The organism is Neobacillus sp. PS3-34, assembly GCF_030915465.1.
Classification (GTDB): Bacteria; Bacillota; Bacilli; order Bacillales; family Cytobacillaceae; genus Neobacillus_A.
In genome coordinates this window covers 51,984-67,098 of record NZ_CP133267.1, presented here as the reverse complement: position 1 = coordinate 67,098, position 15,115 = coordinate 51,984, and the positions used below count along the sequence as shown (strand labels likewise).

The 15,115-nt window shown below is 35.7% G+C and carries 18 protein-coding genes; 14 read left to right on the top strand and 4 right to left on the bottom strand.

Going from position 1 to position 15,115, the window contains the following annotated elements; all coding sequences use genetic code 11:
• Positions 1-135 precede the first annotated feature (135 nt).
• The 3 genes from RCG23_RS00320 (at position 136) to tatA (ending at position 2,414) form a co-directional block, all read left to right on the top strand.
• Positions 136-570 carry a cell wall hydrolase gene (locus RCG23_RS00320; protein WP_308178083.1) on the top strand — a complete coding sequence of 145 codons (435 nt, stop codon included), beginning with the start codon at positions 136-138 and terminating at the stop codon, positions 568-570.
• Between the two features lie 396 nt (positions 571-966).
• Positions 967-2,073, top strand: coding sequence for a glycosyl hydrolase family 18 protein (locus RCG23_RS00315; RefSeq protein ID WP_308178082.1), 1,107 nt, complete (start codon positions 967-969; stop codon positions 2,071-2,073).
• A 164-nt stretch (positions 2,074-2,237) separates the two neighbouring features.
• Complete coding sequence (gene tatA / locus RCG23_RS00310) at positions 2,238-2,414, top strand: twin-arginine translocase TatA/TatE family subunit (protein ID WP_308178081.1); 177 nt, start codon at positions 2,238-2,240, stop codon at positions 2,412-2,414.
• 128 nt (positions 2,415-2,542) lie between these two features.
• Here tatA and RCG23_RS00305 read toward each other — a convergent pair whose 3' ends face one another.
• Positions 2,543-2,863, bottom strand: coding sequence for a hypothetical protein (locus RCG23_RS00305; protein ID WP_308178080.1), 321 nt, complete (start codon positions 2,861-2,863; stop codon positions 2,543-2,545).
• A 638-nt stretch (positions 2,864-3,501) separates the two neighbouring features.
• On the opposite strand from RCG23_RS00305, the gene RCG23_RS00300 reads away from it, so the two are divergent.
• Both RCG23_RS00300 and RCG23_RS00295 read left to right on the top strand, forming a co-directional pair.
• Complete coding sequence (locus tag RCG23_RS00300) at positions 3,502-3,873, top strand: hypothetical protein (protein WP_308178079.1); 372 nt, start codon at positions 3,502-3,504, stop codon at positions 3,871-3,873.
• A 5-nt stretch (positions 3,874-3,878) separates the two neighbouring features.
• Positions 3,879-4,130 carry a hypothetical protein gene (locus tag RCG23_RS00295; RefSeq protein ID WP_308178078.1) on the top strand — a complete coding sequence of 84 codons (252 nt, stop codon included), beginning with the start codon at positions 3,879-3,881 and terminating at the stop codon, positions 4,128-4,130.
• 132 nt (positions 4,131-4,262) lie between these two features.
• On the opposite strand, the gene RCG23_RS00290 is transcribed toward RCG23_RS00295, so the two are convergent.
• The 3 genes from RCG23_RS00290 to RCG23_RS00280 form a co-directional block, all read right to left on the bottom strand.
• Complete coding sequence (locus RCG23_RS00290; protein ID WP_308178077.1) at positions 4,263-5,936, bottom strand: ribonuclease J; 1,674 nt, start codon at positions 5,934-5,936, stop codon at positions 4,263-4,265.
• Between the two features lie 558 nt (positions 5,937-6,494).
• Entirely contained in the window at positions 6,495-6,953 is a 459-nt protein-coding gene (locus RCG23_RS00285) for a hypothetical protein (protein WP_308178076.1), read from the bottom strand.
• A 358-nt stretch (positions 6,954-7,311) separates the two neighbouring features.
• Positions 7,312-7,917 (bottom strand): YitT family protein, encoded by a 606-nt coding sequence (locus RCG23_RS00280; RefSeq protein WP_374049831.1) that lies wholly within the window; start codon positions 7,915-7,917, stop codon positions 7,312-7,314.
• A gap of 567 nt (positions 7,918-8,484) precedes the next feature.
• On the opposite strand from RCG23_RS00280, the gene RCG23_RS00275 reads away from it, so the two are divergent.
• The 9 genes from RCG23_RS00275 to RCG23_RS00235 all read left to right on the top strand — a co-directional run bounded on the left by RCG23_RS00275 (position 8,485) and on the right by RCG23_RS00235 (position 15,096).
• The gene (locus RCG23_RS00275; RefSeq protein ID WP_308178074.1) at positions 8,485-9,315 is read left to right on the top strand and encodes a sugar nucleotide-binding protein; all 831 of its coding nucleotides are present in this window, start codon (positions 8,485-8,487) and stop codon (positions 9,313-9,315) included.
• Positions 9,316-9,344: 29 nt separating this feature from the next.
• A complete protein-coding gene (locus RCG23_RS00270; protein ID WP_308178073.1) occupies positions 9,345-9,797 on the top strand; it encodes an ASCH domain-containing protein in 453 nt (150 codons plus the stop codon).
• A 274-nt stretch (positions 9,798-10,071) separates the two neighbouring features.
• Positions 10,072-10,338: a CD3324 family protein gene (locus RCG23_RS00265; protein WP_308178072.1), complete on the top strand. Its 267-nt coding sequence runs from the start codon at positions 10,072-10,074 to the stop codon at positions 10,336-10,338.
• A gap of 104 nt (positions 10,339-10,442) precedes the next feature.
• Complete coding sequence (locus tag RCG23_RS00260; RefSeq protein WP_308178071.1) at positions 10,443-11,081, top strand: FusB/FusC family EF-G-binding protein; 639 nt, start codon at positions 10,443-10,445, stop codon at positions 11,079-11,081.
• A gap of 485 nt (positions 11,082-11,566) precedes the next feature.
• Positions 11,567-12,136: a TetR/AcrR family transcriptional regulator gene (locus tag RCG23_RS00255; protein ID WP_308178070.1), complete on the top strand. Its 570-nt coding sequence runs from the start codon at positions 11,567-11,569 to the stop codon at positions 12,134-12,136.
• A gap of 50 nt (positions 12,137-12,186) precedes the next feature.
• Entirely contained in the window at positions 12,187-13,128 is a 942-nt protein-coding gene (locus RCG23_RS00250) for an SDR family NAD(P)-dependent oxidoreductase (protein ID WP_308178069.1), read from the top strand.
• 126 nt (positions 13,129-13,254) lie between these two features.
• Positions 13,255-13,608, top strand: a complete 354-nt coding sequence (locus tag RCG23_RS00245) for a VOC family protein (protein WP_308178068.1) — start codon at positions 13,255-13,257, stop codon at positions 13,606-13,608.
• Between the two features lie 53 nt (positions 13,609-13,661).
• Positions 13,662-14,171: a GNAT family N-acetyltransferase gene (locus tag RCG23_RS00240; RefSeq protein WP_308178067.1), complete on the top strand. Its 510-nt coding sequence runs from the start codon at positions 13,662-13,664 to the stop codon at positions 14,169-14,171.
• Positions 14,172-14,415: 244 nt separating this feature from the next.
• Positions 14,416-15,096 (top strand): ferritin-like domain-containing protein, encoded by a 681-nt coding sequence (locus tag RCG23_RS00235; RefSeq protein WP_308178066.1) that lies wholly within the window; start codon positions 14,416-14,418, stop codon positions 15,094-15,096.
• The last annotated feature ends 19 nt before the right edge of the window (positions 15,097-15,115 follow it).

The following is a 15,115-nucleotide window of genomic DNA, read 5'->3' as shown; positions in this document are numbered from 1 at the left end:
CTTTTTTCTGTATTGTTAATTTGCTTGCTAATTCATTTGTGATTTCTCCCGTAGATTAACATTTAGTACTTAAAACAGAACCCTTTAAACATAATGTAGGCTTTTAATCATACATTTAAATCGGAGGTGAAAAGGATGCCAAGAGCAAAATATAGATCAAAAGATGTTGGTCTGATGGCAAGGATGATGAGAGCAGAAGCCGAAGGTGAAGGAAAAATGGGAATGTTGCTTGTAGGGAATGTAATAGTTAATCGTCTAAGAGCAGATTGTCTAGACTTTAAAGGACTAAGGACAATTCCACAAGTAATTTATCAAGTACAAGGAGGAAATTATTCTTTTGAAGCTGTTCAAAAGGGTAATGTGTTTTACCAAGCTCCGAGAAGTTCAGAGAAAAGATTAGCAAAACAAACTTTGGATTACTGGAGGAATTATCCAGCTAAACATTCCTTATGGTATTTTAATCCTCATGCTCCATGTCCACCAACATGGTACGATCAACCAGCTGCAGGGCAATATAAACAGCATTGTTATTATGAACCGGTAGAATGTCCTGGTGCTTATAGTTGGTAAAAAATATCCCACACAATTTTTTTATTTTCTTCAAAGCCCTCATAAGAAACTAGTGTAAGTCCTAATAGTTACTCCAAATGATTAATCTTCCCATCCTGTTCTGTAAGAGTGCACGGATGCTTAAATTAAATAAGGCATTATTAAAAAAACGCTCAGAGATTTTTCGCTCTGAGCTTTTTTTTGCTATTTGTAATGTTATTTACATTGATAATTCGGTTGCTATTTCTGTTTCGATTTTGCCTTCTAAATGCGGTTTTGTACTTTAAAAACGAACTACTTAAATTAACTTCTGGAGGTCTTTTTCCTGAGACCCTTTAATGGGGAAAGTTAATTCGTGAATAAGTTACAACCTTTCTTATCAACTTAAGAAATATACAATTTAGAAGAAGGTGCATTATGTCGAAAAATGGTTATTGGTCATTCACCATCATTTTTTTAATCATGGCATTATTACTAATGTCATCCTGTAGTCAGTTACAAAGAAAAGAGGAATACAAAAAGAAAAAAACTCGTCGTGAAGTTTTAGGTTTCTACACAGAACAGGAAGGAACGTATCCAGGGTCGCAACCTACAGTGAACTCGCAATTCGCCAATTTGAGCATTATTGCACCATTTTGGTATAAGCTTGATGATAAACGGCCAGGCAGTCTGATAGCTGCCGTTACAGCAGACCATAAGAGACAAGTTATTCAGAGTGCTCATAAAAAACACCTGAAGGTATATATGGTTGTACATAATCTCTTTTATGAAACCGTGGAGAAGGGAAAGCAGGTAGCGAGTAATGTACTCGATAACGATAAAAATCGCATTGTTTTCATTCAGAACTTACGGAATGAAATGAAACAGTTTAAATATGATGGTATTAATATTGACATGGAAAATTTGTATTTGACTGACCGAGATTCCTTTAGTCTGATGATAAAAAAATTGGCTGATACACTAAATCGTGATGGAAAAGTAGTTACGGTTTCAGTCCCGGCAAACACAGGTGATTCCCGTGCTAATCCCTGGTCACCGTGGTTTGATTACGAAAAGCTTGGTCGATATTCAAATCGGTTAATGATTATGACATACGATGAGCACAACCCAAGAACAGCACCAGGGTCATCAGCATCAGTCAATTGGACTGAAGCAACGATTCGTTATGCTTTAAAACATGGAGTACCATCATCAAAAATTTTACTCGGTATCGCTGGTTATGGATGGGACTGGGATACAACAACAAACAAAGCCTCGTACAGCTCCTATCCACAGTTAATGGATCAGAAAACAAAATATAAAGCAAAAGTTATATGGGACTCCCGTTCGCAAACACCTCATTTTAGTTACGTAGATAAAAAACATCATACCCACCAGGCTTGGTTTGAGAATAGCTATAGTCTGCGGTTTAAGCTAGACCTTGTAGAAAAATATAACTTACGGGGAATTGGGATTTGGCGGCTCGGCTTAGAAGACCCAAAGTTCTGGACGACTATACCCGAGAAAATAAAAGTAAAAAAGTGAAGTATTCCTTTTTTTTGTTTACTAAATGAAGATTAAAAATTAAAATACAAATGAAAGATTTAATTTTGACGGGAAAATTATATTTAACATTGAATAAAGTAGGAAACAGCGCTAGGAGATGAAAAAATGTTTTCAAATATTGGTGGGCCTGGGTAATATTAATCTTGATTGTAGCACTTGTTGTTTTTGGTCCAAATAAGCTTCCGGAAATTGGTCGAGCGGTTGGGAAATCCATTAGAGAGTTTAAAAAAGCAACTGAAGGATTAGCAGAGGATATCAGAGAAGAAATTAAAGAAGATATTAATAATGTAAAACAAGATAAAGTTGATTTAAGAAAATAAAATTTCATTGCAGCTGCCTTTAAAGGGCAGCTGCTTTCTTTATGTCACTAACAGGCAGGAAATATGTACTTTTTCAATAATAACTAATTTTTTCGTTACTGCTAAAAAAATAAGATTATTATACCTGTTTATGTTCTGGATACTTTTGAAAATAGTAATTTACTATATATCAAATCAATTAACATTCCAAACAAGAGAAAGCAGATAAAATGGATTAAATATCCCACAAAATTATAATGAATTAAAAAACTGCTTGGTTCTTTTAACTGTAATTCTTCGTTGACAATCAAGGTATGGTAATGATGAAGAAACAGCCATCTTAAGATTGGATTGATATTCAATATCAAATTGGCTAGCCCAATTCCTAATATATCGCAAACAATGATGATTAAAGCGATTAAGCCAAAAAGAAATGAAAAGCTTTTCATCTTTGCTATTTTAAGCACCATTAACACCTCCTGATTCTCTCTTTATTATTTGTAACTACTTAGGTACCAGAAAAAAGAGCCCACACCAAAAGTGGTTTGAGCCTTTAAATAAGATGTTAATTTTGCAACTATGACCATCAGGATCCGTTCTTATTTGTTGGGAGATTAGGTTAAACATCCGGCCTGATAAATAGACGGAAAATTTCCGCCTAATCATTAAATTTGATTGAAAACAGCTTAAATAGACGGAGAAATTCCGCCTATTTACTTAAAAACTGCGAAAATGGGGTACTTTTCTTTGCATAACCGGAAAACCTCCGCTTATTTCCCCCGAAATGAGCTCCATTTTGCATGTAACCGGAAAATCTCCGCTTATTTTAATTTCCCTGGTTACTCTTGTTACTACGTTTACTCTGGTTACTGAGAAAGGAAAAACCTTCTTATTTCATACCGACTACCTAAGTAGTTACTATTATTTTATTATATCCAATTAGTGGAAACAACCTAAATGTTCTTTTGTAGGTATCTTATTTATCCCTTAATTTTTTGCTATTTTCATAGGCTCAGTTGAAAACTACTACAGACCTGACAATCAAATGTAAATTGCTCATGTTCCATGATAGAATGAAATGACACCATAGATGAAGGAGAAAAAAAGCGTGAAGATATTAACTCTTGTTTATGCTTTTCTTGCCGTAATATTATTTTCATTCCTCGGAGGGTTCTTCGATCTACCAATGCCCATGATTTCCACATTGAATTTTCTTACCGTATTCTACTTCTTAGCTTATCCTAGTGTTCGATTGCTATGGGGAAGCGGGGATATCGAAAAGATTGAAAAATTTTTGCTGAAGAATAAACGAAATCCCTTTTACCAGCTTTCTTACGGCGTAGCGAATGGTTCTGCAAAAGAGGTAGATGAAGCAGTAAATAAAACCAATAAAAGTCTTACCCACTTCTATAACAGAAAGCAATACCAATTAATACAGGCGATTTTTACGAACGCCCTGAAGAAATGGAAAAGCTGTTAAGGAAAATGCGAAAAACAACTTTTACCCTTTATTACGAAGCGGCAAGGGCTATCATAATGGGTGACCTGAAAAAAGCTCGTATTCTTATTGAGCAAAACCCAAAGCCGTGGATGCGAGAGGCTTTGACAGCTGAAGTACTGGTAAAAGAGAACCGGATGAATGAAGCAGTTACCCACGCACAAGCAGCCGTTGCAATGATCAGGGGAGTTCAGCGATATATTTTGCTAAAGAAATGGCAAAGAGAAGGGTTATTGTGAATGAATTTAAATAGGCACTTTATACGAAAATCTGCACACAGCGTTATTCTGCCGTCTATCTCAATTCTTTGACTACAAGGAATTGAGATAGGCGGCATCAAAGCGGAATTTGTATGGCCTCTAACAGACTGATTAAATTTCAATAATAATAGGAAGTATCATTGGTTTGCGCTTTGTTTTGGTGAAAAGATATTGTCCGATAGACTTTTTTATGTTTTGTTTAATGACATTCCACTGGCGGATATTCTCCGCTTGCAGGTCATTAACGGTTTTCTTTACAAGGCGGTTGATCTCTCTTAAGAGGTCTTCGTTATCCTTTACAAAAACGAATCCTCGGCTTATCGAATCTGGTCCTTGAATAATCCTTCGGTCGGTTTTACTTAATGTCAGGACAATGACAAGCATTCCATCCTCAGAAAGCTGTCTGCGGTCACGCAATACGATTTCTCCGACCTCACCCACACCCATTCCGTCAACATACGTATCTCCGGACGGTATACTTCGAGTCTGGCGGGCAACCGAATTTTCAACATCGACTACATCCCCATTTTTAATAATGAAGGTATTTCCATTTTCCACTCCAACGGATTCAGCTAACAGCTGGTGATGGTGCAGCATTCGATATTCTCCGTGAATTGGAATAAAATACGTCGGCTTCATTAAAGTAAGCATGAGCTTTAAGTCTTCTTGATAGCCATGGCCGGAAACATGCATTCCGGTTGTGCTTCCCGAGCCATATATGACGTTGGCGCCGAGGCGGAACATGTTGTCAATGATACGAGAAACATCCTTTTCATTTCCTGGTATTGGAGATGCTGCCAAGATGACAGTATCTCCAGGGTAAATCGCTACATCCCGATAATTACCGCTGGACAGCCGAGAAAGAGCTGCCATTGGCTCTCCCTGGCTGCCCGTACAAAGGACCGCCACCTTTTCTGGATCAAATTTATCTACTTCACGTCCATCAATCAGCATTCCATCAGGAATATTTATATAGCCTCGTTCCATTGCAACTCCAACAACATTGATCATACTTCGCCCAAGCAAGGCCAGCTTCCGGTTCGTTTTTATCGCAGCATCAACCACCTGCTGAACCCGATTTACATTGGATGCAAAGGTGGAGATAAAGATTTTTCCTTCAGCTTTTACAAAAGCCTCGTACATATGGTCTCCGATCATCCGTTCAGATGGTGTTAGACCAGTACGTTCAGCATTGGTACTTTCAGAAATTAATACGATGACACCTTGATTACCGATTTCAGCCATTTTATGAATATCCGAATACTCGCCATTAGGAGGAGTTAAATCGAATTTGAAGTCTCCTGTATGTACGACATTTCCTTCAGGTGTATGGAAAACGATTCCTAGGCAATCTGGGATACTATGGCTTACCTTGAAAAAGGATACACTTATTTCGCCCAACTCAATCTTTGAATCCGAGTTGATCGTCACTAATTTCGTATCCCTTGTAAGGCGATGTTCTTCTAATTTTAGTTCGATTAAACCAAGCGTAAAACGAGTAGCATAAATAGGGACATTTAATTTCTTTAAAAAGTAAGGAATTCCTCCGATATGGTCCTCATGCCCATGTGTCACAATTAAAGCGCGGATTTTATCCTGATTTTCTTCCAAGTAGGTAATATCAGGGATAATCAAATCAATGCCTAGCAAGCTTTCATCAGGAAATTTGCCGCCACAATCGATAATCACGATATCATCAGCATATTGAATCACATACATATTTTTACCGATTTCATTGATGCCGCCTAAGGCGAAAATGGATAATGTATTTTCATTAGTTCCCAATCGTATATCCTCCTAATGCCAAATAGTTAGTTTTACTATTCCCGAATGGAAATATTTTATTTAGTCCAGGATTTTGGAGAATACGAAAAGGGTGGAAGGATAATTTAAATAGGAAAGTTAAAAGGTAACGTTCATCAAGAAGGCATGAATGTTAAATATTAACAAAGAAAAATTCAGTTAATACCGTTTAATGTGTCTTAGTACAGGTATAGATACTATAAGTGTTAAAAGTGGCAGATACTTTTTATGGATTTTTAAAATAAGAATTAACAACGAGGGGGTGTTTTTATTAAGTACGAGGAGAAGTCAGAAGAACAGTTGAGGCAAGAATTAGGCTCGTATTTAATGGAAGTGAAAGAGGAAGCTGGAGAACCATCAAACCTAAAACAGGAAGGAATCGTTAGTAAGGAATGAGAAAGCAGGATTTTATGAGTATGAATATTTATAGTAAATAGATAGAGTGATACCGTGTAAAAAGGTATTGCTCTTTATTTAAGTGTTGATAATTGACACAAAAAAGTGCCCGTTGGAGGTCCTTTCGTGTATTTCATCTTCAGCTCAGTTACCTTTTAGTGAGACACAAATTCCTTGAACTTTGCATTTCCCTAAGTCAAATCTCCTTATAAGTTCAATTCTGTCACCGCTACATGGCGCAATCCGGACGATAACAGGTTTCCCATTCGCTTTCCTACTCCAAACTAACGTAGGGCAATTTTGTGGATTGCCATCCTCATCAACATAAGTAAACATGTGAGCAAGTTGATTTAATTCACTTAAAGTGGCTAGTTTGTAGAAAAATAATCCCTGACAGAAATTACTTGCTGTTTCATACGTTAAGTTTTCTTGAGTGTAAATATAAGATAAATTAGTTATAGGATCATAATTATTCCTTGCAATCAGTCTTCTTACTTCTTGACCTTGCAAACCTTCACATTGGGTTATTTGTTCTGGACATTTTCTTTTTTGTCTAAATTTAAACAAATAACAGAACATTTTTCTAATGCTTTTTATTATCATACTTATAAAACCTCCTATCCCTATAACACAATATATACATGAAGAGAGATAAGAGATTGTGTTTGTATCCTGCACAAAGAAAGAATAAAATCCACAATGTTCGTTAACAGAGCCTTCCTTTTAAAAAATCCCATAAGAAAAACCACTACTCTATTTAAATAGTGATTTATATAATCTTTCACATAGTATAGGCTCCACCTACGCCTAATACCGTGATAGCCACGCATGCTATCCCCACTAAATATAAAATAAGATCCAGATTATTATCTTAATTTTATATTACCCGCTTTATGAATAACGAAACTCCATGTGGTTAAGTAAGTTACACCGGAAAAAGTGGAGGGGAAAATAATTGTTTTTATAAAAAGGGGTAGCCTCTCCAAAGAAAAGAAGTCCTCCTATATTCGTTAACAGTAAATCTTGATGCAATGAATCCCACTACTAATATGGTTAATGCTGAATAGAGAAAGCTTTTAAGCCCAAGTGCATTGTAACCTATTATGGCTACCAATCCATCAAGGAGAAATATCATGATCCCAATATTTATTGTTGACGCTCGAGATATGATATAGGCTAATAAATCTGTTCCACCTGTGCTTGTTTCATATCGAAGCATTAATCCAATACCCACACCAATAATTGCCCCACCTAATAAAGAACTAATTAAAATAGGGAGTGGAAAATAGGTTTGGATTGGTGCTAACCAATCAATTGAAAAGGAAGAAACCAGCAAACCTTGCAAACTTGTATATAATAAATTCCGGTTCAGGAACCATGCAAATATACAAAGTGGGGTACTTAGCAAAATCATACATATACCGACTTGAAATTCGTAATGATAATGGAGAATAAGGGCAAGTCCAACAATTCCACCATCTAATAAATGATGCGGAACTAAAAACCCATTGATTCCAGTCCCAATTAATAGGCTGCCGATTAAAATAGCCACTATTTTTATAAAGATGATGATCACCTTACTTCCAAATATCATAATTCCATCGTATAAAACTTAAAACTAGTTTCTTTTATTTACCAAAATGATTAAGAATGCCAGAAGTAATACAAGAATTGTGATTACCCAGGTAAGATTATACGCCAGTCCAATATCTAGCTTTATAAATGCAGTATTTTCCACCTTATCTGTATAAACAGCATATATAAGTGGAATTGAACAAATAAGAACTAAAAGATTAAATGCCACCTTCTTAGATGAAGACCTTGAATTGAACTGATTAAATAGAAATGAAAATCCTGCAAATAAAAATCCCAGAGTCACAATAATTTTAGCGAACAGAATCACTATTTAAAACACACCTTTCAAAAGCACATATTGTACTTCACTTAAAGGACTTTGTTAAATTTAGGCTCGTTTCTTAAATAAGTATTTAATCTCAGCAGAAAATATTCTTCTATCAACTGAAAAATGTAGCAACTACCAAGAGCATTTCTCCAAGAAGGATAAGTGCTCTTTTTTGTTGAACTTACAGTACAGGGATCGGTTTTTAATAAATTTAGTTGGAGAATGGGGAGAATGGCGATGGATAAGGTGCTTATTCTTGGTGCAAGCGGGCTTGTTGGGAAAGCCTTAATCGATGAATTGAAAGATGGATTTGATATATATGGAACATATTCCTCTTCGTTAACAGGTCTCCCAGTTGAAAAACAGTTCCAATTAGAAGTTCAGGAAATCGAAAAGCTGCTGGAAATTACACGTTCAATTATACCCGACATTGTGATTTCATGCCTAAGAGGAGACTTTGATCACCAGCTCAAGTTTCATAAAGAATTGGCAATGGAATTACGAAATAGTAATAGTCGTTTGTATTTCTTTTCTACCACAAATGTATTTGACGGTGACTTTACAAAACCACACACAGAATCAGATATTCCTATTTCCGAATCAGATTATGGGAAGTTCAAAATTGAATGTGAAAACATGCTAAAAGAAATTTTAGATGAGCGAGCGATCATTATTCGAATCCCGGCGATCTGGGGTAAGAATTCTCCAAGATGGAACTTAATCAAAGAAAGCATTAAAAACAATAAAATGATAGATGTGTTCAGCAATCTAGTATGTAATAATCTTTTGGATGTTCAGTTAGCAAAACAACTGCGGTTCATTATTGAAAATCATCTAAAAGGGACTTTTCACTTAGGTTCAGTGGATATGATGGATCAGGGACAATATTTTGAACAGATCATAAGTAAACTAGGAAGTGAAAAAAGCATATTGCGCTATCAATTATTTCAAGAAACTGATGATACTCGTTATTTTGCACTGCAATCAATTCGTGATGATATGCCAGACTCTCTGCAAAGTACGAATCAAGATATTATTTCTTACCTTTTAAGCGGGTTGTAGATTATTTGAAATGGCAAAGGAGCCAAAATATGAATCAAGCAGCGCAAATATATTGGAATGAGTTTTGGGAAAGTCGAGGGCTAGAAAGACCAATGTCGGTAAGTTCGTGGCAATTTGGAGCTGATCCTGACCATTTAGCTCAATTAGTAATAGAGGGTGTAAAAACAGCCACTTGCTCTGGATTAATTTTTTATGAAGTGGAAAACGAACCATTACCTTCCGTTGGTGATTATAGCATTATCTTAAACAGCAAGGATTTGCCTGTAGCTATTATTAAAACAGTAGATATTAAAATAATGCCTATGAATGAAGTTCCAGAAGAGTTTGCTATTGTGGAAGGTGAAGGGGATAGAACGTACCAATTTTGGAAAGAAGCTCACGTTAGGTTTTTTACTGGAGAGTTAAGTAAATTGAGGTTTGAATTTACTGAGGATATGCTGGTAGTTTGTGAGCGGTTTGAATTAGTGGATGTAAACATATAATGAGAAATGTTTGGGCTTCCAAGCGCCAAGAAAATACATGCAAAATAAACAGCTTTATTTTATAATAAAGTGTGTTTAAGGATATTTATGGTACACAAAGGAGGCAATCAAATGGCAATTCAGTTTCTTTTGCCTAATACTTCTGCCACTCATGCAAAGCCTGCTATCGGAAAGGCGATACTTTGCATGGGGTTTAATGTAAGCTAATCATATCGCCAATTCTTTACTAGGCTTTGCACCTTATTTTCAAAAAATAAATAAGGGGCTGGCTGAAATGAAATACATGAAAGCAAGTGCAGTATTACCGGAAAAACTGATAATGGAAATTCAAAAGTATGTCCAGGGAGAAACGATTTACATCCCCAAACCTGAATCCACTCGTGCAAAATGGGGAGCCAAGTCCGGGGGCAGAAGGTTAATTGACAGCCGGAATGTCGCCATCAGGAATGCTTTTGAAGATGGAAGAGCCATACATGAATTGGCAGATGATTACTTCCTTTCGATTGAAACGATTAAAAAAATAGTCTATTCAAAGCACTGATGCTCTCAGTGCTTTTTGTGTATAGTTTAGTTAGAATTATTTTATGCCTATTAAGAGCGGATCCGACCGTTTAAAGTAATAGGGAGAGATTGGAGGAGTTAAAAATGGAACCTTTTATACGAGCAGACCAGTATCAGTTTATTAAAACACAAACGCAAATTCTCATAAATGGGCATGCTAGCGTAAATGACAGGAATGTGCTCAGCGCACTAAAATCATTGGTAAGTGATAAGGTCTCCAACCTTTTTTTTACTATAAATGTGGAACAAAAACTGTTAATCGAGCCGATTAGCGAGGTGGAGGACCATGTGAAGGCGGAAGAATATTTGGCAGCTTTAAGGCCATTTATCATTCCTTTTAAAAAAGTGACAGAGCAGACGGTGAAAAAACTTTTTCCAAAAGCAAAGAAGTTGAAGCTGCCATCCATTGATGATATCGATTTGAAGGAAATTTCGTATCTTGGCTGGAATGACAAAGGAACGAATAAAAAGTATATCATTGCCCTTCGAGAAAATGATTTCATAGGTCTGCACGGATCGTTTAGCCCTGCAAGTAAAAAGGGGATATGTACTCTTTGCAGCAAGCAAGGGCAAGTTGGTTTATTTATGTCTGAAACGAAAGGTGCTGCCATGGGTACATTCATTCGGAGAGGAAACTATATTTGCCAGGATAGCCAAAAATGCAATGAAAACTTGATATCGATGGAGAAGCTGGAGGACTTTATAGCGCTTCTTAAAGGTTAAAAGCAATCGGTGCAAATCGGATTGCTTTTCTATATACCTGAATTTTAACAGCTTACTCAAGTACCGTGTAAAGGTAAGTGATACTTTTGATTAACACACCATATGTTAATAAGAAGTACTTGAAGGGGGTTAAACGGTTATGCAGCGGATAAAATTTATGCTTAAACAATTCCTAAGAGAGCCAATGTGGTTTAAAATACTAATCCTTACAACTTTGCTTATTTCTATTATTTTTAGCAGTTCATCTTTTTCGAATCATGCCTATTATCAAAGCGGTTCCAAATTAGCTGCGGCAATATTTTTTGTTGCTTATGGTTTTAAGATGAGAAGGAGTCGTGTAACTTCTGTGCTTTTTTTTATTTTAGCCGTTTTATGTATAGTTTTATCCTTTCTGGCAATCTATAAGTGATGATTATTTTTTATTTGACAATGGAAAATATTTGAAATATACTTTAAATTGAACAGTGGTCAATAAGGAGGAAATCATGTCACCACGAAAAACCGTACTAAAAGAACTAACAAGAGAAATGATTATGGAAGCCGCAAGAGATCTTTTTGTGAAAAAAGGCTATCAGCATGTATCGATGCGACAAATAGCAAAAGAATTAGATTATAGTCATGGTGCCCTTTATTATCATTTTAAAAATAAAGCTGAGTTGTTTTATGCATTAGTGGAAGACCATTTCTCCATGCTGGATCAAATATTGGATGAAGTGATGCAGCAGGGCATCGAAAATAAGGCAAAACTAAAGAACATCTTTTTAAGGTTCATAGAATTTGGCCTTACACACCAAAGCCATTATGAAATCATGTTCCTGATAAAGGATGAAGAAGTTCGAAATTTTATCAATCAAGGTCCTAACAAAAGCTATGAGAAATTTGCACAAAGTATTTTCGCTATATGTGATAAAAAAATTTCTCTTCAGGATATATACAGCATTTTTTTATCACTGCATGGATTTGTCACACATTATTGCCGCCATGTTACTACCTATGAGGAAGTAAAGGATCTGGCTGATTCGCATGCGAATTTTTTGATTAAATTGATCGATTAATTTTTTTGGATTAAATTGACCAATGGTTAATTAAAAAGGAGGAACGAGCTATGCAAAAAGCATTAGTATTAGGTGCTTCAGGTGGTATGGGATATTCCATTGTAAAGGAATTATCGAGTAGAGGAATAATGGTGACAGCGTTCGCACGCACTCGTGAAAAATTAGAGAGACTTTTTGCGGACGATGCCAATATCACTATCTGTACAGGAGATGTATTTCGCTTAGAGGATTTAGACAGGGCGGCTAATGGCGTTGACATTATTTTTCAATCTTCAAACATTCCTTATATAGATTGGAAAGAGAAACTCCCCATCATGATGTCTAATATTCTACAAACCTCTGAGAAGCATTCTACCAAGCTGGCTATCGTGGATAATATATATGCCTACGGACGAAGTTTAGGGGAAAAAGCGAGTGAAAAAACTGAGAAAAATCCGCATACGAAAAAAGGAAATATTCGCCTTCAAGTGGAAAACTTGGTCAAGGAATCAAAGGTTCCTGCTCTAATTGCACATTTCCCTGATTTTTATGGACCTAATGCAGAAAATACGATTCTAAATTATACCCTTTTAAATGTAGTGAAAGATAAAAAGGCAAGCTATGTGGGAAATCAATGCATTCCCAGGGAATTTATCTATACCCTAGACGGTGCGAAGGCCATTGTTAGTTTGTCCCTTCAGGAGAAGGCGTATGGACAAAATTGGAATATACCCGGATATGGCATCATTACTGGAGAAGAAATGATTAAAACGATCAGAGAAATAACGGGGTATCAAAAAGGGGTATCCACTGTTTCAAAGAATATGATTCGATTTATGGGCCTGTTTAATCGTCAGATGCGTGAAGTGGTAGAAATGTTTTACTTGAATGAAGAACCAGTTGTGCTAGATGGAGAAAAGTACGAAAAGCTGATAAGGCCAATTCCACGTACATCATATCGTGAAGGTCTAAGGCAGACGATTGAGTATATGAAACAAAACGCAACTATATAGAAGAATTTAGGTATGGATTATCCATTTAGTCATCTTTTCTTATTGTGCTGACTTTGCAGGAAAGGTAAATAAAAAAGCGAATGTAATAGATAAGGGTACTATGAAAATTATTTTGGAGGTGGTTTTTTGAATAGCCCTATATTAAATCAAATCGGAACGGTCTTTATTCCAGTTAGCAACATAGAACAAGCTCGAGATTGGTATTGTGACATTTTAGGTTTACGAGCAGATGTAGAAATCCTTTTCGGTCATCTTTATGTCATACCAATGAATGGTACGGGAATTGTATTAGATAGTAAGATTTATTCAGAAGAAAATATCGTAAAAACCCCCTTATTTCATTTCAATACAGAAAATATTGAAGAAGCATATCAGTATATGAAGGAAAAGAATGTTCATTTATTAACTGAAATTGAACATGATCACTATTTTAATTTTAGTGACCCTGATGGAAATCATCTAATGATTTGTAAGTGTTAATTATACAATTTGTGCTAAAGGCTTAAGAGGGTAAAAGATTAGAGGTGTTTTTTGTGATCAGGTCAGCTATGGAAGTAGATGCTGAAGCGATTATTGATATTCGAAATAGTATTATTTTATCAGAAAATACTACAAAATTTTTTGTTTCAAATAATATATCAACCAATGTAGAAAAAGAAGCAGATAAAATACGGAAAAACATTGAGAACGGTAATCTTTTTATTGTTTATGAAGTGGATCGTAAAGTTGTCGGCTATTTAGTATTCAATCGTTATGAACAGCAACGATTACAACATGCTGGGTCAATGAGTATGGCCATAAGCGAGGAATTTTGCAATCAAGGAATCGGGACGAAGCTCATTACGTTCCTATTAGATTGGGCAAAAAAACAGGAAAACGTAGAAAAAATTTGCTTAGGTGTAGTTTCTATTAATGATAGGGCGATTAAAGTTTATGAGCGTATGGGGTTTTTAGAGGAAGGAAGACAAATAAATCAAATTAAATATGAAGATGGTTCGTATAGTGATGATATAGTAATGGCTTATTATCTTAAACAGAATTAACTATTTTTGTATTAACCGGTGCATTGCTTCAAGAAGGAGTAATGCACTTTTTTGATGTTCAACTAATGTTCCAATCAAAGTAATCAAGAGAGAAATTGTAGACTTGATAAAAAGTAATAAAGACTTGGTTACTCTTAACTAAAAACAGATATGGGCACATTTTCTTCCGTTTCTCATAGGCTAATGATGAGGTAAAGATGGCAGGGGGGATTTTGTGTATACAAGGGACACGTACAATAATCAAATGTATGATCAACAAGCATTTCAACAGTCTTTGCAATTGATAGCAGAGGCTGTGCAAGGGGAAAAAGAAGACCAGATTTTTTATGATTATTTAATTACAAAAGCACCGACAAAAGAACATAAAGAAATCATTACATCCATCAGGAACGATGAAATACGACATAATAAACTATTTAAGGAAATGTATAAAAATTTAACAGGGCATGATGTTGTTTTAAAGAAGGAAGAAGAATTTAAGCCACCTGCAACATTTAAGGAAGGTATTAAAAATGCCATGTTTGGTGAATTAAAAGCGATGGAAAAGTATCGTGTTATTCGACAAGGACTGCCCTATCGATATTACAGAGACATCGTATTTGGAATTCTAACAGATGAACTCAAACATGCAGATTTATATAATTTTATTAATACAGAAATTTATGCCGGTAGTATTAATGAAAACGCAGATACTCTAGAAAAGACGCCAGATGAGTGGATACGTTACACAGAATTTTTGGTAAATGAAGGCTTAAAGGATTTAAAAAGAGGAATTAATTCCACGCATGTCCTTCAAGAATTTATATTAATGGGCGTTCTTGTAGGGAAAGGATATTCTCCTGAAAAGGCCTTTGAAACGGTGGAAGAATGGGAAAAAACAGGGAAATCTAAACTTCTTCAACAAAGCAAGAGTATGCGGCCATAGGATAGGTGCGCTGCATGGT